The organism is Streptomyces sp. NPDC059679 (genome assembly GCF_042734105.1).
GTDB lineage: Bacteria > Actinomycetota > Actinomycetes > Streptomycetales > Streptomycetaceae > Streptomyces.
The window spans coordinates 22860-43923 of record NZ_JBHWES010000002.1; the positions used below are offsets into that span (position 1 = coordinate 22860).

Annotated in this window: 17 protein-coding genes; 8 read left to right on the forward strand and 9 right to left on the reverse strand. The window is 70.9% G+C overall.

The annotated features are described in order from the left end of the window. Positions 1–38: 38 nt before the first annotated feature. A complete protein-coding gene (locus tag ACFV2X_RS02700; RefSeq protein WP_385610488.1) occupies positions 39–1262 on the forward strand; it encodes a DUF4032 domain-containing protein in 1224 nt (407 codons plus the stop codon). Between the two features lie 151 nt (positions 1263–1413). Continuing rightward, positions 1414–2976 (forward strand): hypothetical protein, encoded by a 1563-nt coding sequence (locus ACFV2X_RS02705; RefSeq protein WP_385610491.1) that lies wholly within the window; start codon positions 1414–1416, stop codon positions 2974–2976. Between the two features lie 117 nt (positions 2977–3093). Here the strand turns inward: ACFV2X_RS02705 and ACFV2X_RS02710 are convergent, their stop codons facing one another. From ACFV2X_RS02710 to ACFV2X_RS02745, 8 genes are all read right to left on the reverse strand, one after another. Continuing rightward, the gene (locus tag ACFV2X_RS02710) at positions 3094–4695 is read right to left on the reverse strand and encodes an AMP-binding protein (RefSeq protein WP_385610494.1); all 1602 of its coding nucleotides are present in this window, start codon (positions 4693–4695) and stop codon (positions 3094–3096) included. A gap of 10 nt (positions 4696–4705) precedes the next feature. Then, positions 4706–5692, reverse strand: a complete 987-nt coding sequence (locus ACFV2X_RS02715; RefSeq protein WP_385610496.1) for an alpha/beta fold hydrolase — start codon at positions 5690–5692, stop codon at positions 4706–4708. Positions 5693–5714: 22 nt separating this feature from the next. Beyond that, a complete protein-coding gene (locus tag ACFV2X_RS02720) occupies positions 5715–6137 on the reverse strand; it encodes an acyl-CoA thioesterase (RefSeq protein ID WP_385610499.1) in 423 nt (140 codons plus the stop codon). After that, positions 6091–6567, reverse strand: a complete 477-nt coding sequence (locus ACFV2X_RS02725; RefSeq protein ID WP_385610502.1) for a holo-ACP synthase — start codon at positions 6565–6567, stop codon at positions 6091–6093. The genes ACFV2X_RS02720 and ACFV2X_RS02725 overlap by 47 nt, the downstream gene beginning before the upstream one ends. Beyond that, on the reverse strand, positions 6543–7490 hold the full coding sequence (locus tag ACFV2X_RS02730) for an acyl-ACP desaturase (protein WP_385610504.1): 948 nt from the start codon (positions 7488–7490) through the stop codon (positions 6543–6545). The genes ACFV2X_RS02725 and ACFV2X_RS02730 overlap by 25 nt, the downstream gene beginning before the upstream one ends. Beyond that, complete coding sequence (locus ACFV2X_RS02735; protein ID WP_089506720.1) at positions 7487–7783, reverse strand: hypothetical protein; 297 nt, start codon at positions 7781–7783, stop codon at positions 7487–7489. The genes ACFV2X_RS02730 and ACFV2X_RS02735 overlap by 4 nt, the downstream gene beginning before the upstream one ends. Positions 7784–7929: 146 nt before the next feature. Beyond that, positions 7930–9393: a cytochrome P450 gene (locus ACFV2X_RS02740; RefSeq protein WP_385610508.1), complete on the reverse strand. Its 1464-nt coding sequence runs from the start codon at positions 9391–9393 to the stop codon at positions 7930–7932. A 51-nt stretch (positions 9394–9444) separates the two neighbouring features. After that, a complete protein-coding gene (locus ACFV2X_RS02745; protein ID WP_385610510.1) occupies positions 9445–10881 on the reverse strand; it encodes an MFS transporter in 1437 nt (478 codons plus the stop codon). Positions 10882–11118: 237 nt separating this feature from the next. Here ACFV2X_RS02745 and ACFV2X_RS02750 point away from each other — a divergent pair, with 237 nt between their 5' ends. Genes ACFV2X_RS02750 through ACFV2X_RS02775 form a run of 6 tightly spaced genes read left to right on the forward strand, consistent with a single transcriptional unit; the run spans position 11119 to position 18776 of the window. Next, positions 11119–12933 (forward strand): fatty acyl-AMP ligase, encoded by a 1815-nt coding sequence (locus ACFV2X_RS02750; RefSeq protein ID WP_385610513.1) that lies wholly within the window; start codon positions 11119–11121, stop codon positions 12931–12933. Between the two features lies 1 nt (position 12934). Then, on the forward strand, positions 12935–13201 hold the full coding sequence (locus tag ACFV2X_RS02755) for a MoaD/ThiS family protein (protein ID WP_089506723.1): 267 nt from the start codon (positions 12935–12937) through the stop codon (positions 13199–13201). Between the two features lie 5 nt (positions 13202–13206). Beyond that, on the forward strand, positions 13207–14058 hold the full coding sequence (locus ACFV2X_RS02760) for an acyl-CoA thioesterase (protein ID WP_385610516.1): 852 nt from the start codon (positions 13207–13209) through the stop codon (positions 14056–14058). Continuing rightward, on the forward strand, positions 14055–15815 hold the full coding sequence (locus ACFV2X_RS02765; RefSeq protein ID WP_385610518.1) for an acyl-CoA dehydrogenase: 1761 nt from the start codon (positions 14055–14057) through the stop codon (positions 15813–15815). The genes ACFV2X_RS02760 and ACFV2X_RS02765 overlap by 4 nt, the downstream gene beginning before the upstream one ends. 34 nt (positions 15816–15849) lie before the next feature. After that, the gene (locus ACFV2X_RS02770; RefSeq protein WP_385610520.1) at positions 15850–16122 is read left to right on the forward strand and encodes an acyl carrier protein; all 273 of its coding nucleotides are present in this window, start codon (positions 15850–15852) and stop codon (positions 16120–16122) included. After that, complete coding sequence (locus ACFV2X_RS02775) at positions 16119–18776, forward strand: acyl-CoA dehydrogenase family protein (protein ID WP_385610523.1); 2658 nt, start codon at positions 16119–16121, stop codon at positions 18774–18776. The genes ACFV2X_RS02770 and ACFV2X_RS02775 overlap by 4 nt, the downstream gene beginning before the upstream one ends. A 68-nt stretch (positions 18777–18844) precedes the next feature. Here the strand turns inward: ACFV2X_RS02775 and ACFV2X_RS02780 are convergent, their stop codons facing one another. Beyond that, positions 18845–21055, reverse strand: a complete 2211-nt coding sequence (locus ACFV2X_RS02780) for a hypothetical protein (RefSeq protein ID WP_385610526.1) — start codon at positions 21053–21055, stop codon at positions 18845–18847. Positions 21056–21064 lie beyond the last annotated feature (9 nt).

Sequence of the window (21064 nt, forward strand, 5' to 3'; positions counted from 1 at the left end):
CCTGGACTCCGGCGCGCTGGTGTGTCACTGGTTTCTCCATGGACCTCAAAATCACCGCGACCTCCCCCGAGCACCCGGCCGCCCTCCTGGACCTCCCGTGGAGCGTCCCGCTGGAGCAGTGGCCGGATGAGCATCTGGTCGCGCTGCCGCGTGGTATCTCGCGCCATGTGGTGCGGTTCGCGCGGGCGGGCGGGGAGGTGGTGGCGGTCAAGGAGGTCGGCGAGTGGGCGGCCGTGCGGGAGTACGGGCTGCTGCGGGATCTGGACCGGCTGGCCGTGCCCGCCGTGGACGCGGTCGCGGTGGTCACGGGGCGGACCGACGAGCGCGGGGAGCCACTGGAGCCCGCGCTGATCACCCGGCATCTGGTGGGGTCGCTGCCGTACCGGTCGATGTTCGAGACGACCATGCGGCCCGGCACGATCAAGCGGCTGCTCGACGCGCTCGCCGTGCTGCTGGTGCGGCTGCATCTGAACGGCTTCGCCTGGGGCGACTGTTCGCTGTCCAACACGCTGTTCCGGCGGGACGCGGGCGCGTACGCGGCGTATCTGGTGGACGCGGAGACCGGGCAGCTCCATCCGCGGCTGTCGGGCGGGCAGCGCAGCTATGACCTCGAGGTCGCCCGGGTGAACATCGCGGGCGAGCTGATGGACCTGGAGGCGGGCGGTTCGCTGCACCCCTCCGTGGATCCGGTGCTGTTCGGCCGGGAGATCGTCGAGCGGTACGACGAGCTGTGGCACGAGCTGACCCGCGAGTCGGTCTATCCGCTGGCCAAGCGGCACTACATCGACCGGCGGGTGCGGCGGCTGAACGAGCTCGGTTTCGATGTCGCGGAAATGCAGATCCAGCGGTCACCGGACGGGGATACGGTCACTTTTCTGCCGAAAGTCGTGGACGCCGGACACCATCAGCGGCAATTGTTGCGGCTGACGGGTCTCGACGCGGAGGAGAATCAGGCGCGCAGCCTCCTCAACGACCTGGAGACGTGGATGGTCTCGCAGGACGACTACGCCCCTGGCGATCCGCTCGGCGCGCGCCCGGAAGTGCTCGCGCACCGCTGGGTCCGCGATGTCTTCCGGCCCACCGTCCGGGCCGTGCCCCTGGAGCTGCGGGGTTCCACCGATACCGCGCAGATCTACCACGAACTGCTCGAACACCGCTGGTCGTTGTCCGAGCGGGCGGGCCGGGACGTGGGGATCGAGGCGACGGTCGAGGACTATGTGCGTACGGTGCTCGCCCCCCGGCGGGCCGAATTCGGAAAATAATCCGCGGAACATTTCCACTGGAATTTAGATCAGTAATCTCGTGAACTGCGGTTTCCGATAATCAGGACCCCGCGGTGTGCATTAATGGCGAGTGTTTGATAGAAATCCTTCTCGCTGCCGGTTCACATTGTCTGCGAGAAGGAGAATCGGGATGTCCCAGCCGCCCCCGCCGTCCGGATACGGCTATCCGCCGCCGGGCCCCCCGGGACCGCCGGCCCCACCGCAGATGCCGCAGCAGCCGTACGCGTCACAGCAGCCGCAGATGCCGCAGCAAGCGCCCCCTCCCGGCCCACCAACCGGCCCGCCGCCCGGGGGCCGGGCGAGCCGCCGGCGGCAGCAGTCGAAGTCGCCCGTCGGGATCATCGTCGGCGCTGTGGTGGCGCTCGCGCTGGTCGCCGGCGGCGTCTGGTTCGCCGTGGGCAGCGACTCGGGGGACGGCGGGGGCGGGAAGGGCGGCGACTCGGCGTCCGGGACCGTCGAGGGACGGCTGCTGAACAAGATCCCGATGCCGAAGGTCGACGAGTTGGTCAACACCCCCGGCATGTGGGTGACCGACAAGAACTGGGTCAAGTCGGACGTCAACAAGATCGTCGGCTATCCGCTCACCGGGGGCGCCGCCGCGTGGGAGATCCCGCTCAAGGGCGAGCTCTGCTGGTCATCGCCGCAGGTCACCGAGGCGGGCCTGACCGCGGTCCTGTTCCAGGACGACTCAACGGACAACCCGGTCTGCACCCAGATCGGCCTGGTGGACCTGAACAAGGGCAAGCTGCTCTGGACGAAGGAGGGCAAGGAGACCGGTGAGCTGGCGTCCGACAGCCCGATCATGTTCGACGAGGTGTCCATCGGCGGCGACACCGTTGCCGCGGGCGGCATCAGCGGCGGCGCGGCCTGGTCGATCGACGGCAAGCCGCTGTGGATGCCGAACGATGACGAGGACTGCTCGGACAACGGCTATGTCGGCGAGGGGCCGAAGCTGATCGCGGTGCGCGAATGCGAGGTGTCCGGCAGCCCGCAGCTGGAGGTCCAGACGGTGGACCCGAAGACCCGGGCGGTGAAGTCCTCGTACAAGGTGACTTCGGGCATCGAGTACGCCCATGTGGTGTCCACCGACCCGCTGGTCATCGGGATCAACGCGGGTGACTCGTCGGGAGCGGGGGTCTCCGACTTCCTGGCGATCGACGACAGCGGCAAAGAGGGCAAGCTGCTGAGCAAATTCGGCATGCAGGGCGGCAAGTACGAGGCCGACTGCGAGGCGACCAGCGTCGGCGGCTGCGCGGAGATCGCGGTCAGCAAGTCGGCCAACAAGCTCTACCTGGGCACGGACTACCGTGCGAGCGCCGCATCGGGCCCGTCCAACGAGATCGTCGCCATCGACCTGAAGACCGGCAAGGTGACCGCCAAGGCCGACGGCGCCGAGGGCGGCCCGCTGGTGCCGGTCAGCCTCGACAAGGACGGCTCCCTCATCGCCTACCAGGAGGCCACGCTCAGCCAGGGCAGCGCGGTCTGGCGCGTCGACACCAAGTCGTACGAGAAGAAGAAGTTGATGCAGAACCCGGAGGAGACCGCGTTCATCGAGAGCGTGTCGCTGCACCATCAGGTCATCTACGCAGGTGGGCGGCTCTACATCGGGAACACCAGCGCCTCGAAACCGTCGACCGACTCCAGCGACCCCGACAAGAAGGCACCACTGGCCCTGGTGCTCGGGGCGAAGTAGCCCCGGGCCATCAGCATGCGGCTCCGCCGCGCGGCTCGGGTTCCGCCCCCGGACGGGGGTCTGGGGCGGGGCCCGGCGCGGCGGAGCCGTGTAGGTTCACCCGGTCGCGGGTCGCGGCTACGCGCCCGCGGGCAGGTCGAAGGTCAGCCCCTTCAGCCGCCCCTGCTCATACGCCTCGGCGATCGCCCGCCGCCGCAGCTTGCCGCTGCTGGTGCGCTCCAGCTGGCCGGGGCGTACGTAGTGGACATCCGTGGCCCGCACCGTCACCCCGACCGTGCGCACCAGGTGGTCGACGACCTTCGCCCGGCTGCCCGCGATGTCCTCGCGTGCGGTGCGGTCCACCTCGGTCAGGACGACGATGTCCGCGCCGATCTGGAGCACGGCGGTGCGGCCGTCGCGTACGAACTCCAGCCGCTCTATCGCCTGCTCGAAGTCGGAGGCGAAGTAGCTCTGGCCGCCCACCTTGATCCGGTCGCTGATGCGGCCGGTGATGAACAGCTCGCCGCCGTCGAGGAATCCGATGTCGCCGGTGGCGTAGTAGCCGTCGTCCCCGGTCAGCGGGGCCTGTTTGTCGAGGTAGGAGGCGGCCAGGCTGCCACCGGTCAGCTCGATCTCGCCCAGCTGGCCGTCCTCGCACACCCGCCCCTGCTCATCGCGGAGGCGTACGGTGTACTCCGGCATCGGGGGGCCCACCGAGATGGCCGGCACTCCCGAGGGGGTCTCGACGCACCGGATCTCGCTGCTCACGGGGCGGCTGGAGACCAGCAGCACGGCCTCGGCCATGCCGTAGCAGGGCATGAACACATCGCGCCGCAGCCCCGCCGGGGCCATCAGGTCCAGGAAGGCGTTGAGGTTGGGCAGGTTGATGGGTTCGCTGCCGAGGTAGATCGAGCGCACCCGGGACAGATCGATCTCGGCCAGATCCTCTTCGTCGAGGTCCTGCATCAGCTTGAGCGAGTAGTCGACCGCGAAGTTGGGGATCACCGTGCCTGCGGCCCCCTCCCGGGCCATGTGCTCCCACCAGCCGGGAGCGTCGAACAGGAAGGTCACCGGCTCGGCGAGCAGCAGATCGCACCCCGCGGCGAGGCAGGACAGCAGCCCGCCGACCAGCCCCATGTCGTGGTAGAGCGGCAGCCAGCTGCTGACCCGCTCCTCGGGCTGACGGCCGTCCGTACGGGTGATCATGTCCAGGTTGGCGCGGAGCATGTCCTGCCGGACCGGGATCCCCTTGGGGAAGGACGTCGACCCGGACGAGAACTGGACGAACGCCAGCTCGTCGGCCGCAGGGGTGCGCAGCCGGGCGCCGGGCTCACGGATCCCGGCCGGCGGCAGCGGCAGGCCGGGGACGGGCAGATCGAGCGGGGCCACGGTCGGGGTCTCCAGCACGCGGACCGCCTCGTAGTCCCGCGCGACCCGGCCCAGGAAGTCCAGATAGGAGTCCTTCGGCGTGTCCAGGACCAGCGGTTTGACCGACAGTGGGACGGCGCCGAGCTCCATGAGGCCCAGGAAGGCGAAGATCACCGCGCTGGAGGTCTCGAACGGGAACAGCACCCGCGTCCCCGGCTCGATGCCCTGGTCGCGGAAGTAGTCGGCGTACGCGGCGACCTGCTCCGGGAAGTCCTGGTAGCCGAAGAACTCGGGCGGGTCGATGAACTTGTCGTACAGGTACAGGCCCCGTTCGGGCGGGCACTCCTGGTTGCGCTGAATGTGCTCGAGCACCGCGCCTCTCCTACTCCTTGGTCGTGTCGTCGGTGGTCGTGTCGTCGGTGGCGCCGCCGCGGGCGTCGCCGGCGGGGGCTGTCCCGCGCATCCAGGCCACCAGCCTGGGCAGCACCTGCTCCTGGGCGCGGGCGCCGCGGATCACATCGACATGGCCGGGGTCCCAGCTCAGCCCGGTCTCCCGGCCGAGGAGGGTGAACTCCGCGCCGCCGCCCAGGTGGTCGGCCAGCTTCCGGGCCCGGGCGGGGGACGCGTGGAAGGTGTCGCCCGCGCCGATCCCGACCAGCACCGGCAGCGTCACCTGGCCAAGCGCCTGCCAGTAGTCCGTCGCTCCGTCGGCGCTGCGGAAGGCGCCGGAGGGGGCCCAGGCGGCGAACTGCCGCATCAGTCCGGGCGGTTCGTCGCACCGGCCCTGTTTGAGGGCCCGGGCCGGGAACCGTCCGACGAGCCGGGAGATCACCGAGGAGAAGGTCATCTGGGCCCGTTTGGACAGTCCGCCGTCGCTGTAGTCGTTGACCGCGGACGAGACGGTGGCCACCCCGGCGAGACGTTTCTGCAGGTCGGGCTCGACACCGAGGGCGGCCAGGGCCGCATAGCCGACCATGCTGTGCGCCAGGACGAACAGCGGCCCGTCGTGGGCCGCCGACACCGCCCGGATCAGATCCGGGACGTCGTGGCGCACATAGGTGTCGAAGTTCCAGTCGTACGCCCGACGCTCGGGCCAGCGGCTGGGGCCGTGTCCGCGCAGCGAGGCCACGTACGCGGTGAAGCCCTCGTCCAGGAACGCCTTCGCGGGCCCCTGCCCGGACCTGCCGAGGAAGAACCCGCCGTCCGCGAACAGGCCGGGCAGGAACAGCACTCCGGGCGCTCCCCCGTCGTCGGCCCCCGGCCGCACCTGCCTGAGGTGCAGCTCATGGCCGTCGGAGGTCGGCACCCAGCGTTCGGTCTCGGCCCAGTCAACGGTCGGTTCGCCCGCCGGATCGTCTGCCGTGCTCATCGCGCTCTCCATTCCTGCTCGTTCAGCTGGATACGGCGGAGGCCGCGAGGAAGTCCTGCATCGAGACCAGGCACCGCTGCTCGGCGTCCAGGAAGGCCACGGTGACCAGGGCGTCCACCGCGGGGCGCGCCGCCTCCGGAAGGTGGAGGCGCTGCCGGAACCGGGCCCGGAAGGTGAGGTCGTCCTCGTCGAACTCCTCCGCGGACGGCGACTCGAGCCACGTACGCACCTCGATCTGGCCGCGAGGGATCTCAGCCAGGTAGTCGATCTCGGTCCGGGCGACCACCGCGATCATGCGGTCGCCGTGCACAAGACCCTGGCGGCCGAGCCAGTCCCACCGTCCGGCCTCCAGATATTCGAGCGCGACCGCGTTGTTCACATGCCCCAGCGCATCGAGGTCATTGGGGCGCACCGGCAGGGTCAGCCGGGATTCGCCGAAAAACACGTCGTACCGCCCGATTGGTCGTATCGAAGAAACGCGTCAGTGCCGAGGTCCGGCCGGTCACCATGACCACGGCGGAGACAAAGCCACCGCTGTGCGAAAGCGAAACGCTCACCCGCAGCCGGTGCCGGGCCAGATGGCCCGCCAGCGTCCCATGGGTCTGGAACCGCGGTGCGCCATGGTGGTCGTGGACCAGCTCGGCATCGGTCCAGAACCAGGTCTCATCCGCCGCCGGAATTGCTTTGAAAAGAGCTTCTTTGGCCGCGAACGCGCCCGCCATGCTCTCCAGGGGAGAGATCTTCGATTCGAAGTGGCGCAGTTCTCCGCGGGTGAAGAAGACATCGGGTTCGCGGAGCGAGGAAGCGACCTCCAGTTCACTGATCAGCTGGAGGTCGTGCCCCAGACCGATCAGCTCCCGACGAGATCCATCCACGTGTCCTCGACCTCTTCACGGGAATGAACCTCGATCCCGGTGATCTTCTTCAGAGCGCCGCAGATCAGCTGCTCCTTCTTCTCCAGCGCCTCGGGACGGAAGTCGCTGTCGCCCACTTCGAGCTGGTCCCACCAGTTCACATGCGAACCGCGCTGCTCCAGCTGGGTCCGGGCGCTCCCCTGGAGCTCCCCGTCCTCGCGGAGGAAGAGGTGGGCCACCGCGAAGGCGTCCTTGGCCGGGTATTCGCCGCTGTCCACCAGCGCCTTGGCGAAGGAGACGAAGTAGTTGCGGTGCTGAATCTCGTCGGCGGCGACCTGCTTGAAAATACGGCGCAGCCCCGGGTCCTCGATGACGTGCTGGCACTGGCCGTAGTTGACCGCGGCCGTGATCTCCGAGATGGCGAGCAGCACCAGCGTGCGGAGCATGTCGTCGTCGGGGAAGACCTGGCGGAACTGGATGAAGGTCTCGTCCGAGATCGGCTCCATCCCGCTGAGATCGGCCAGCCGGTTGAAGACCGTCTCGTGGTGGGCTTCCTCTTCGTTCCAGTAGCGGCTCCAGGTGCCGCACGCCTCCATGATCGAGGCGACCGTGGGGTTCTTGTCCTGCCAGCGCCGGACCTCGGCCTCCGACTGCCGCTCGAGGCGGTCCGCGCCCGGCTTGGTGGTCAGCTCGGCCCGGCCCGCGTTCCAGACCAGGTTGCGGTCGAGCGGGGTGAGGCTCTCCAGATCGACGGCCGCCAGCATCTCCACGACGCTCCACCGCCGGGACTCGTGCAGCCGCTGCTGCTCCCAGGTGACGTCGACCAGGGACATACCGCGCTTGGTCAGCGCGTCATAGAGGTCGGTGATGATGGCGGGCGGCCCGTCGGAGGCGGCCGACCGGCGGATCACCGGGGAGGAGGGGTCGGTCTCGGCGATACTCATACGGCCGCCTCCTTTTGCTCGCGCTCGAATTCCTCGAGGAAGGTCTTCAGCACCGTCGTAATCGGGGTGTCGAGAGGAAGCGCGGGGAGGCGCACCCGCACCCCGTAGTCCTTGCGCAATCCGTTTGCGGTGCGTGCAAACGCTTCCATGAGATCGATGCTGTTGGTCATTCGCGGGCTACTGGCGATGACGTCGGCCAATGTCGCGTCGGCCGTGAATAGCTGCTCCTCCGTGAGGCCCGCGTTCTCGGCGAATTTCTGCCGGATGTAAGGCTCTACTTCAGGTGTGACCATGGATCAGAAGCGTACTGGCTTTCGGCTCCAGCGGCCAAGCGATCGGAGAAACAGGCAAGTTGATGCCAATCGAGCCGAACAAACGGAGGGCATCGATCCGAGATACCGAATGTACTGGTCCGGCGAAATCTCGGCAATGTCGCCAATTAGGCGCGGGATCGTACACGGACTCGCACCGGCCCCTTCGTCATGAGTGTGATCCCGGCGCCGAGCGGAATGTCGCCGCCGTCCGTCGCGTCCTCCACCTCGTACGCGCGCAGCAGCGTCGCCAGGCTCAGCACCGAATGCAGCGTCGAGAAGTGCTGCCCGATGCAGGCCCTGGGCCCGCCGCCGAACGGAAAGTACGCATACCGCGGCCGTTTGGCCTCGGCCTGTGGGGTGAAACGCTCCGGATCGAAGCGCTCCGGATCCTCCCAGTAGTCGGGGTGGCGGTGCGCGACCCACTGGCTGACCAGCACGGCGGCACCGGCCGGGATACGGCGGCCGCCGATGGCGGTCTCGGCCACGGCGAGCCGGCTGACGGCCGGGGACGGCGGAAACAGCCGCATGGCCTCCTTCAGCACCATGGTGAGTCGGGGCAGGGCCTCCAGATCCGCCGCGGTGGGGGTGCGGCCGCCGGGGAGCGCCTGGTCCAGCTCCTCGTGCACCCGGCGCTGCTCCGCCGGGTGGCGGGCCAGGAGGTGCAGGGCGAAGGTGAGCGCCGTGGCGGTGGTGTCGTGTCCGGCGAGGAAGAAGACCAGGACCTGATCCCGCAGTTCGGCGCGGGTCAGGCTGCCGTCCTCGGCGTTGTGGGCGCCGATGAGGAGGGTGAGCAGATCCTCGGCGGCGCCGTCCTGCGGTACGGGGCCGTCCTCCGGTCCGGATCCGGGTGCGTGTCCGAGTCCGGGTGTCTGCTCGCGCTCCTCGCGCTCCCGGGCGGCCATGCGCCTGCTGATGATCGCGTCGCACAGCGCGTACAGCCCGGCCTGGGCGCGGGCGGCGCGGCGGTTGGCGGGGGTGGGCCAGTCGCGGGGCAGCCTGACCGGGGACAGGGCGCGGGCCCGCGCGCGCTCGTTGAGCATCGGCAGGCTGTCCCGGACGACCTCGATGGTCTGCTCGACATCGGAGCCGAACAGAACGCGGCCGACGACGCGCAGCGCGTATCCGCGCATCTCCTCCACCAGTTCGACGGCGCCGCCGGTCCCATCGGAGTCTTCCCGCCAGCGGGCGGCCAGTGCGGTGGCCTCCGAGGTGACGGCGGTGGCGTAGCCCTCGACCCGGCGGCGGGTGAACAGCGGCTGGATGAGCCGGCGCTGGCGCCGGTAGCGCTCGTCCTGGCTGGTGAGCAGGCCGTTGCCGAGGCCCTGCCGCAGCTCCTCGTAGATGGCGTTGTCCTTGCGGAAGTTGGCCGCCTCCGTGGCCAGGACCTGCTGGATGCCCTCGGCCGAGAACACGCCGTAGATCTCCCGCCGCAGACCGGGCGGCCCGGCGCGGAACCGTACGACGTCGCCGTGGTCGCGGCGGGCCCGCAGATACGCCGCCAGCGGATCGCCCAGGAGATCGGCCATCGAGCCGAGCAGCGGCGTCCCGGCCGCGCACGGCGCTTCGGTCACCTCAGTCGCTTCGGTCACGTCAACCGTCGTGGTCGTGCTCGCCTTGGTCGTCATCCTCTGTCTCCGGTGTCAGGCCGCCGCCGGGGCCGTGGTGCGGCGTACGGTCACGGCCGCGAGCACCGCCACCCCGGAGGCGAAGCCGATCGAGAGGTACCAGGTGTTGCGCGCTCCGCCGACCGCGTCGCTCGCGGACGCGGTGACGATGGACACCGCGAGCGCCGTGCCGAGAACGGCGCCGAGCTGGCGGAAGGCCGCGTTGGCCGCGCTGGCGGTGGCCAGCCGGCTGGGTTCGACGCCCGCCAGGGCCACCCCGCCCAGCACCGGCCAGACCAGACCGGCGCCAAGACCCATGACGGCCGCCCCGGGCAGCCAGTGGGTGAGGAAGTCCGGGTCCTGGCCGCCGCCCCAGAACAGCAGCAGGGTGCCGCAGATGTAGATCAGACAGCCCGCGATGACGACCAGCGGGTCGCCGAACTTCTCCGCGAGGCGGGCGGCCGGCCGGGCCACCAGGGCGCTGGCGAGCGGCGGCGGGGTGGTGGCCAGGCCCGCGGTGAGCAGGGACCAGTGCCAGTGGCCGGTCAGGAACAGGATGTTGTTCAGGATGACGGCGTAGAAGGTCACCGAGAACAGCATCGAGCCGATGTTGCCGCCCACGGCGTTGCGCGAACGCAGCAGATCGAGGGAGACGACCGGGGCCGGATGGCGTGCGCTGCGCACCACCACCGCTGCCGCCAGCACCGCCCCGCCGACCAGACAGCCGATGGTGCGCGTGCTCGCCCAGTCCCAGTCGGGGGCCTTGACCAGGCCCAGGGCGAGCAGGCCCAGCGAGGCGCCGAGCAGCGCCGAGCCCAGGACGTCGGGGGTGGGGCCGCTACGTTCGCGCTGCTCGGTGAGGTGCCGGCCGGCCCATACGGCGACGATCCCGATCGGGATGTTCACCAGGAACACCGCCCGCCAGCTCCAGTGCTCGGCGAGCAGCCCGCCGAGGCCGGGCCCGATCCCGGCGGCCAGCGCGGCGGACGCGCTCCAGAGGGTGATCGCCGCCAGGCGCTTGGCCATGGGGAACATGGGCAGCAGCAGCGCGAGCGAGGTGGGGACGAGGATCGCGGCGCCGACCGCCTGCACCAGCCGGGCGCCGATGAGGACGGCGGCCGAGTCGGCGATCCCGCAGACCGCGGACGCGACGGTGAACGTGGTGAGCCCCACCGCGAAGGACCGCCGGCAGCCGAGCCGGTCGGCCGCCCGGCCGGCGGGCATCAGGAGCGCGGCGATCACCACGTTGTAGCCGTTGAGCACCCAGGACAGGGTGGGCAGGTCGGTGGTGTCGAAGGTCTCGGCGATGTTGGGGAACGCCACGTTCACGATGGTGCTGTCCAGGAATGCCACGAAGGCGCCGAGGCAGCACAGCAGGACCAGTTTGACGGGTGGCCTGGCGGGTGGGTCGGCGGCGGAATCGCCCGCCGCGGCGTCCCGCGTTCCCTCGGGAGCGACCGGTACGTCGGTCATGGGTGTCCTCTCCTGGACAGGCACGCGGTCGTTGAGCACCGATCCTTCACCCTGGTTCAGCCGATCACGATGCTCGTTGTTACCCGTGAGTGTCAATCCCCCCAGGGACCCCACGGAACACGTCCGCACGTCCTCAACCACCCATCGTCATAAGATCATTGACCATTCGTCAGCCTTGCTGTAACACTTGCTCGCCGTATCGATCACGGGGGTCGATCACGGGGGGAGACAGCTCAGTTGGCTGGTCCACATGGGCGCGGTGCCGGAAGCTTCGCGCGGCTGCTGCGTGAGCGGGCGGCGTACGAGCCCGACGCCCTCGCCTACCGGTTCGTGGCGGACGACGAGTCGGCCGCCGAGATCACCTACGCCGAACTCGACGCGCGCGCCCGCGCCGTCGCGGCCCGGCTGTCGGCCGCCACCGACGGGCGGCCGGACCCGGCGCTGCTGCTCTTCGCGCCCGGCCTCGACTATCTCGCGGGGCTGTTCGGCTGCTTCTACGCCGGGGTGCCCGCGGTGCCCGCCTTCCCGCCCGACCCGGCGCGCCTGGCCCGTACGATGCCGCGGCTCGCCGCCATCATCGAGGACACCGGCTCGGACACCGTCCTGACCACCTCGGACATCGCGCCGCTGCTGGCCGACTGGCTGACCACGGCGCTCGGCGGCCGCACGCCCCGGCTGATCGCGACCGACCGGGCCGACCCCGCCGACGCCCCCGCCGACGCCCCCACCGACGAGGGTCCGCTGCCGGAGATCCGGCCGGAGCGGCTGGCGCTGCTCCAGTACACCTCGGGGTCGACATCGCTGCCGCGCGGCGTCATGCTCAGCCACGCCCAGCTGCTCGACAACTCCCTGCAGATCGCCCGCGGGTTCGGGCTGCACCAGGGCAGTTCGGGTGGCGTCTGGCTGCCCCCGTACCACGACATGGGGCTGATCGGCGGCATCCTCACCCCGCTGTCCACCGGCATTCCGGTGACGCTCATGTCGCCCGTGACGTTTCTGCGCCGCCCGCTGTCCTGGCTGCGCATGGTCTCCCGCTACGGCGTGACGGTCACCGGCGGCCCGAACTTCGCATACGACCTGTGCGTACGGCGCGCGAAGGACGCGGACCTGGAAGGGCTCGACCTGTCAGGTGTGGAGCTCGTCTTCACCGGCGCCGAGCCGGTCCGCGCCGATACCATGGCGCGCTTCGCCGAACGTTTCGCGCCGTGCGGCTTCAGAGCCGAGTCGTTCTATCCGTGTTACGGGCTCGCGGAGGCGACTCTGTTCGTGACCGGCGGTAAACCTCTGGGCGGCTGGCGCTCGGTGTCGGTCGCGCGCGACGCGCTCGAAGCACACGGCACGGCCCGCCCGGCCGAGCCGCGGGAGCGCTCCCGGTCGCTGGTGAGCTGCGGCTCCCCCGGCCCGGGGACCAGGCTGCTGATCGCCGACCCGGCCACCGGCGAACCGCTGGGCGAGGGCGCGGTGGGCGAGATCTGGATCGACTCGCCGAGCGTCGCCGACGGCTACTGGCGGCGCCCGCAGGACACCGACGCCACCTTCGGCGCCACGACCACCACCGGCGACGGCCCCTATCTGCGCACCGGTGACCTCGGGTTCGTCCTGGACGGCGAGCTGTTCCCGGCGGGGCGGCTGAAGGACCTGATCGTCGTCAACGGGCGCAACTACCACCCCGTCGACATCGAGCGGGTCTGCGAAGCCGAGGTCACCGGCATCCGCCGCAACTGCGGCGCCGCCTTCGCGGTCGAGGACGACGAGGGCGCGGCCGAGCGGCTGGTGCTGGTTTACGAGGCGGACCCCCCAGAAGAGGGGGAAGAGGAGCAGTACGCGGCGGCCGTCGAGGGGATCCGGCGAGCGGTCTCGATGGAGCTGAGCGTCCCTCCGTACACCGTGGTCCTGGTGCGGCCCCGGACCATCCCCAAGACATCGAGCGGCAAGGTGCAGCGCTGGCTGGCCCGCCGCCAATTCCTCGCCGGTGAGCTCGACGAGCTCGCCCGCTGGCAGGCTTCCGCCCGGCCCGCACCCGATATGACCACATCCACGAGGGGGAACTGACGTGATCGTCAAAGTGCGGGGCGTCCTGCTCCGGTTCACCGACTACGAGAGCGAGATCGAGGTCGGCGGCGACACCGTGCGCGACGGGCTGGCGGCGCTGACCGACCGCTACCCGGACCTGGCCGAGGTGCTGATGGACCGCGAGGGAAGCGTACGCGCCACGCATCTGATCGCCCTCAACGGCGAAAAGCTCACCCTGAACGAGCTGGACCGGGAGGCCACCGAGGACGACCGGGTGGACATCGTCACCGCGATATCCGGGGGCTAGCCCCGATGCCGCGCGGCTCCACGTACGAGGTCGTGCTCGACGCGAGCCTGTTCACCCCGGCCCAGCTGCAGCCCACCGCCGTCGGGCGGCTCGCGTTCCAGGCCGGCACCCGCTGGCTGCGCGACCATGTGTGCAGCCATCGCACGCTGGTGTCCGAGCACCAGGTGGGGTTTGTGCTGTGGGCCTGGCAGCTGGAGTACGAGCAACCCCTGCGGTTCCTCGACGCCGACGAGGCGCAGGTCGAGGTGCGCGCCCGGGTTCGCGGACCGCGCTCGTCGCAGCTGGAGATGGAGATGACGGTCTCGGGCCCGGCGGGCGTGGCGGTGCGCACCCGCGCCACCTCGGTGCCGCTGCGGCTCAGCGGCGACCGGGCTCTCTCGGGCGCCCCGACGACGCTGCCGGACTCGTTCGTGGCGGGCTTCCACGAGGACGAGGTCGAGCGCTCCCCGTATCTGTCGCCGGTGCGCGGGCTGTTGGGCGCGTACGAGCGCGAGGGCGAGCGCGTCGCCGCCCACACCACGACGTTCCGCGTCCACCGCCACCACTGCGAGGTGGCCGACCAGTGGTACTGGGTCGAATCCCTCGGGTTCGCGGGCGGCGCGCGCGAGGAGTGCGTGATGCGGCACGGCGGGAAGGCGCCCGAGCTGCGGCGTGCGCTGGCCGAGGGGATCCGCCGGGTCGACGCGACCTGGCTGCGGGCCGGTCAGCTGTGGGATCAGCTGCGGGTGCACACCACGGTCTACCGCCACGACGGGCGGCTCGCGTTCGTCCATGAGCTGGGGCTGGCCGACGACGACAACGGTGACGGCGACGGCTTCGACGGCGGGCCGTACGCGATCGTGGTGGAGCACGTATGACCGGGGCATCGCTGACCGCGTTCTCGGCGTTCGCGGCGGCGGAGGAGCTGGAGCGGGCGCTGGGCTGCCCGTTCGATCCGGACACCGGTATGTCGCTGGCGCGCGGCGTACGCGCGGACGATCTGGAGGCCGAGCCCACCGCGGCGTACGAGGCGGCCTGGGCGGCCGGGCTGCATGAGCATCTGGTGCCGGTCGCCGAGGGCGGGCGGCTCGGCTCGTTCGAATCGCTGCTGGCCGTGGTGCGCGCCGCCTCGCGCCGGGAGCTCGCGGTCTCGGTCGGGTTCGGCTCGACGCTGCTGGCCACCGCGCCGGTGTGGACCTGGGGCGACGACGCCCAGCGGCGCCGGGTCGCCGAGCTGGCGCTCGGCCGCGCCTGGGGCACCGCCGGGATCAGCGAGGAGGCGGCGGGCAGCGATCTGCTCGCCACCGCCACCCGCGCGGCGCCCACGGGCGACGGGTTTGTGCTGAACGGCAAGAAGTGGCTGGTCGGCAACGGCAGGCGGTCCTCGTTCGCCACCGTACTGGCCGCCTCCGACCCGTCCTTCGGACTGTTCCTGGTCGACTTCGAAGCAGTCGGCGGCGGCGCGGTGCGGCGGCTCCCGAAAGTGCCCACCCACGGACTGCGCGGCCACGACCTGAGCGGCTTCGTCCTCGACGACTGCCGGATCGGCTCCGGCGCCATGATCGGACGGCCGGGCCGCGGCGTCGAGATGGTCACCGGCATGCTCCAGTTCACCCGCACGCTGGTGGGCGGGAGCAGCCTCGGCGCCGCCGACACGGCGCTGCGCATCGCACTCCGGCATGCGCGCGGGCGGGTGCTGTACGGCGAGCCGGCGCTGGCGCTGGCCCCGGTGCGCTCGCTGCTGGCGCGCGCCTTCGCCGATCTGCTGATCGCGGAGTGCACCGGTCTTGCCGCGGCGCGCGCCCTCGATGTGGCGCGGCAGCGGATGGCGCTGTGGTCCGCGGTGGCGAAGTACGTGGTGCCCGCGCTCTGCGTGGACGCGGTGAACGCGTGCGGCGAGGTGCTGAGCGCGCGGGCGTATCTGCGCGAGGGGGTCGCGAACGGGGCGTTCCAGAAGCTGGTGCGCGATGTGGCGATCACCCCGGTGTTCGAGGGCACCCAGCTGGTGCAGCTGGACACGGTCCGCGCCCAACTGGTCAGCGGGGCACGGCGGCGGGCCGGGGGGCTGCGGGCCGAGGTGCCTTTGCCGCTGCTGTTCGGGTTCGGCGAGCCGGTGACCCCGGTGGCGCCCCGGGACCAGCGCCCGTCGCTGACGTACGGGGCCGCCGATGAGGTGGTCGACCTCCTCGACGAGGCGGTGGCGGCGCTGGGCGACGACCAGGAGCTGTTCTCGCTCGGGCACACGCTGCTGAAGGTGCGCGACGAGACGCGGGAGACACTGCGCGCGCTCGGCACGGCGCGGGACTCCGAGGCGTACGAGGCGGCCCGCAGGCACTGTCTGGTACATGCGGGCGCCTGCTGTCTGCACACATGGCTGCGGCGCCGGGACGCGCTCGGCGGCCTGGCCGCCGACCGGGCCTGGCTCTCGGCCGCGCTGCGCCGCGTGGTGGAACGGCTGGGGTTCCCGGCCGAACCGGACCGGGAGGCCGAGGACCGGCTGGTGCGCCGGCTCGAAGACCTTGACGACGACGATCGGGCGTTCTCCCTCGTACCGCTGCGGCTCGCCCCGCAGTACCGGGGGTCCGCGCCGGGCCCCGTCCAGGCCCCATCCAGGCCGTATCCAGGCCGCTCGTAGGCAGCTCGTAGGCCGCTTGTAGGAGGACGACGCCATGACCACCGAACACCGCGACGGCACCGCCGAGTCCGCCGGCGCCTGGCTGCCCTCGCTGATCGGGGAGCTGCTGGGCCTCGACGGGCAGCGGCTGCCCGTCGACCGACCGCTGGGCGAGATCGGCATCGACTCGCTCACCGCGGCCCAGCTCTCCGTCGAGGTCGAGGAGCGCACCGGCGCCACCATCCCGCTGGAGCGGTTCCTCGGCGAGGAGACGCTTGCGGACCTGGTACGCGAGCTGGACACCGACACGCAGGAGGTCGGCGCATGACGGGCCGGGGCATGACGGGCCGGGCGCACGCCGCCGATGTGATGAACCGGGCGGCGCCCGGCCACCCCACCCTCGACGCCGAGATCGAGCGGATCCGCCGCGAGGCCCGACGCCGGTTCGGCAGCTTCGTCCTGGATGTGGCCAACCCCGGCTCGCACTTCCGCAACAAGGAGTGCCGGCCGCTCGACAACCGCGTCTTCGAACAGGCCGGTGAGCTGGGGCTGATGGGGTTCTCGCTGCCGACCGAGATCGGCGGCGAGGGACGGGACAAGCTGGCGTGGGGCGTGGTGGTCGAGGAGATCGCCCGCCTCTCGCGCGACCCCGGCTTCGCCGTCCTGCTCGACATCAGCGTCGAGATCACCGAACTGATCCTGTCCAGCGGCACTCCGGAGCTGATCGAGACCTACGTTCCGGACCTGGTGGCCGGCCGGCGGTTCGGGGTGCAGGGCGCGTACGAGAGCCGGGACCCGTACGACTACCACTCCACGGCGCGGCTGGAAGGCGACGTTTGGGTGCTGAACGGCGCCAAGCGGTTTCTTGCCGGGGCGCGCTTCGCCGACCTCTTTGTGCTGTTTCTGCGTGACGAGGCGTCCAACGACATGCTGGCGTTTCTCGTCGAGAAGGACGACCCGGGCGTCACCCCCGTACACATGGACACCATGGGCATGCACACCATGGGCCTGGGCCAGGTGATCCTGCACGACGTGCGGCTGCCCGCGGCGCGGCTCGTGTGGCGCGCGGATGCGCTCAGCGAGCTGAACACCTATGCGCGCATCCGCCGGACCATGAGCGCATGCGGGGTGCTGGGCGCGCTGGACGGGGTGATCGAGAACTGTGTGGACGCACTGGACCCCCGTAAGCGCGGCGGGCGTCGGGTGCTCGAATACCCCAACGTCGAGCGCTCGGTCGGCGAGATGCGCATGCTGCTCCAGTCGGCCCGCGCGAGCGTCTACCGGGCGCTGGACGGCACCAGGTCGCCGGACCGCGATCCGTACTTCGACGAGTACGCGACCGTCGCCAAGCACCACGCGTCCGAGTGCGCGCTGCGCGTCGGCCAACTGGTGATGAGCCTCCAGGGCGGCGAGGCGTATATGTCCGCGTTCCCGTGGGAGCGGTTCATGCGCGACATCCTGGGGCTGATCTCCGGTCAGGGCTCCCAGGAGATGCTGCTGCTGCAACTGGGGCAGCGCACGATCGTCGGGCTGGAGGGCAAGCGGGTACGGGAGGAGGCCGCCGAGCGCGCCGTGTCCAAACTGGCCGACGGGTGGTGGGCGCTGCACGCCGCCGCGCACGGGGGCGGCGAGGAGTACGCCGACGCGGTGGCGGCGGTGCTCTCGGCGGCCGGGTTCGACGCTCCCACCACTTCCGACGCTTTTGAGACGGCTGGGCGCGGCGCGGTGGCCGCGCTGCTCGAACGGGCCCACGCCCTGGTGGCGGCCGTACGGGCGGGACGGCCGCCCGAGGCGCTGCCGCAGGGGCCGGAGGGCCTGTTCGAGGGGCGGCTCGCGAAACTGGCGGCGGGGGCGTGGGGCCTGCTCGCGTGCGGGGTGGCGAACGAGACCGGGCTGCTGACCCGGCTGCTGGAGCCGTGCACCGTACGGGAGGCGGCCGAGGATCTGCTGCCGCCCGCTCTCGCCGAGGGGCTGCTGGAGGCCCTGGTGGCCGCCTCGGTGGTGCGCCGGGACGGCGAGGGCCGGTACGTCGCCGACGAGGGCCTGGAGCGGGTGCTGATCGGCGGCCCGCGCGCCTCGGCGTTCGCGGCGCGGCTGCGGCGCGCGCTGGACGGCGGGGCCCGGCTGCTGAGCGACCTCGGGGAAGTGAGGCACGCCCCCACGCCGCCCGGCACGGCACCTCGCCGCGTTGTCGCAGCGCCCGCCACGCCGCGCCAGCGGCATATCGACCGCAGCGCCCAGTACGAGGGCGCCGCTCCGCCTTGCGATGCACCGCACCGAACGACGCGGGAACGCACCCCACCTCCCCGAGGCCGCTCAGACGGGAAGCCGGTCGCGGGGCGGGAGTCGCTGACCGGGTGCGGAGGCGAGGCGGCGGCGCTGGCGGATGTGCTGGTCAACTCGCTGCTGGGCAGGCTGGAGGGGCTGCCCGAGCTGCTGGACCGGCCCGGGGCGCAGGTGGGCTGCGCGGCCGGGGACGGCGGCCGGTCCGCCGTCGAGCTGGCGCGTCATATCCCGTTCGTACCGGTGCTCGCGCTGGAGCCGGAGCCGCTGGCCTTGGGCACGGCCGGGGGCGATGGTGAGGTACGGATCCGGGTCGACGACGGCACGGGAAGCACGGCGGCGGGCTTCGCGGCGGAGGACTTCAAACAGGCGGGGGACTTCAGAGAGGGCGACCGGCTCGCGCTCGCCTGGCTGCCCGCCGCCGGGCCGCCGGACCCCGAGCAGCTGCGGGCGGCCGTCGCCACGGCCATGGAGGCGCTGCTGCCCGGCGGCTGGCTCGTGCTGCCGTGCCCGCTGCCGCCCAAGCGCCCCCTGGGGGCCGCGGCGGCGCGCCTGGACCTCGCGCTCGCGGGCGGGCGTACGCCTGCGGACGGCGAGGTCGAGGGCGCGCTGACGGCGGCGGGTCTTGGCCACGTACGGACCGCATGGGACGACACCGCACTCGGCGTCCGGCTGATCGCGGCGCGCCGCCCCGCCTGACGGAGGTACGGCCGGTGCGGGACCCGCGGCCGTGCCTGCGGGACCCGCACCGGCCGCCAGGAGGAGCCTCAGTAGTCGGCGCGCAGATGGATCAGGGCCTGGTTGCGGCCCTCTGCGTGCTTGGTCTGGCCGATGCCGATGAGGTCCTTGGTGTAGTCGCTGTCCTTGGCGTGGCCCCGGGTCTCCGCCCAGTTGGCAACCATGGAGTCGACCTCCTTCTGGCCCGCCGTGAACTGCTTGGCGTTCTCCACGCTCGCGTCCAGGTTGGCCTCTTTGATGCGATCCCACATGATGCCGTGGGATTCGGAGCGGATGATCCGGTAGAGGATCTCCGAGCCGAACGCGGCGGCGTTGTTGGACACGAACTTCGGGCCGATGCTGGTGACGCTGGTGAGGGCGTTGTTGAAGTCCCGTTCCCACTGGATCTTCTTGTCGCGGTCGTCGAAGAGGACGTCCGCACGCACCCCGTCGTACATGCCGAGGGCCGAGGACGCCTCCTGGATCGGCACCCGGGTGCGCTCGGAGATCTTCTCCGGCATGCCGGCGAAGGTCCCCGCCGCGTAGTGCCGCTCGGCGTTGTAGAGATCCGCGAACGCGCTGGGGTCGTTGGCGACCCCACGCATGATCTTGACGAGGTGTTCCTCGGGGACGGAGACCCTGAGTTCGCCGTTGTCGTTCCAGAGTCCGTTGTGCTCGCGGTAGAGGGGGTTGTCGCGGGCGAGGGTCTGGTGCAGGTCGGGGGTGTAGTCGGCGAGGATGTTCGCCATCGGCCGGCGCAGCATGGGGTCCAGGTTCTCGGCCGCGCCCGCCTTGTTGAGCGATTCGATGGCCTGGTACATCACCCGGGCCTGGTCCTCGGTGTGCTTCCCCAGGGGGTAGTCGGTGCCCGGGACATGGCCGGTGGCGGCCGCTTCGAGCGCGGCGCCGAAGCCCATCTTGCCGAACGTGTCGTCCATCGACTGGGGCGGGCCGTAACCACCGTTCATCACCTGCTTCGGCCAGTCGCGCTGCTCGATGAGATAGGTGAGGTGGTCGTTCTTCAGCGCCCCCTTGCCCTCGGGGTCGAGGAACGCGGTGGCGGTGTCGGGGTCCTTGCTCATGAGGCCCAGGACGGTGTCGAGCGGATCGTTGACGAATTTGGGGTCGGCGCCGCTCCACTCGTCCCACACACCCGAAGGCTGTTTCTTCTCCGCTTTGATGATGTCGTCGCCCAGTGTGTAGAGGTACTGGTCGTCGAACTTGTCGTAGTTCTGGAGCATGGTCAGATACGACTGGTAGCCGTACCGCGGCACCTGCTTGCTGCCGTACTTCTCGAAGCCGACCTTTCGGACGCCTTCCGTCCACTCACGGAAGAACTTTCCGTCCGGGCTGTTCAGCCAGGCGTTGAACTGCGGTGAGCCGGGCGGGCGCTCCTTGAGGGTTCCCGGCACCTCGGTGGCCGTGGCCACCGAATGGGCCAGCCCCTGCTCCACGGAGAGATATTCGGTGTTGCTGACCGTGCCGTCGCGGTTGTACGAGAGCCCGACGAGCTTGTCGCTCAGCTTGATGGCGTCCCCGGCGCCCAGGCCGCTGAGGAACGTCTGGCTGAAGGGCTTGCTGTGCGCGTTGTTGCGCATCAGTATCTGCATTTCCTTCAGCTCCGCGGGCGACAGCTTCCCGTCGACGAGCTTCTCCCCGAGGTCCGTGGCCCGCCGCCCCTCGTACACCTCGACATCGCCCTGCGCGGCCCCGTTGAAGCCGTGCGGGTCGCCCTTGCCGTCCGTGTCCTTCACGGACTCCCGCAGCGCGAGCTTGACGCCGTAGTCGGCGTCGTCGACGGCCTGGACGGCCTGCTCGATCCTCTTGGTCCAGGAGCGCTCGGTCTCCGGGAGGTCGGGGTCGTGATGGGCGGAGAAGGCCGCCTCCTTGGTGGCCTTGGCGTAGTCGAAGGTGCACCGGCCATCGGCGTCGACCTTCATCCCGGCCGCCTGGGCCTCCTTGACCGCGCTCTTGACCGCACCCACCAGCCGTACGAACTGGCCGTGGGCATCGCGCAGCAGATCGGCGACGGCCCGCGCCTCCACCTGGGCCGCGTCGAACTCATGGCGGGTGTCGGTGGCCAGATTGAGGTGGGAGTTGGCGCTGACGCCCCTCCAGGACATACCGGCGCTGATCTTCTGGACCTTGGTCTGGTAGGTCGTCTCCAGCTTCTGGAGCTGGTCGGCCATGTCGTCCCACGCCTGGGCGGCGTCGGTCAGCTTGGCGAGGTCGGTGTCCATGACCTGGCGGTAGGTGACCATTTGGTTCCC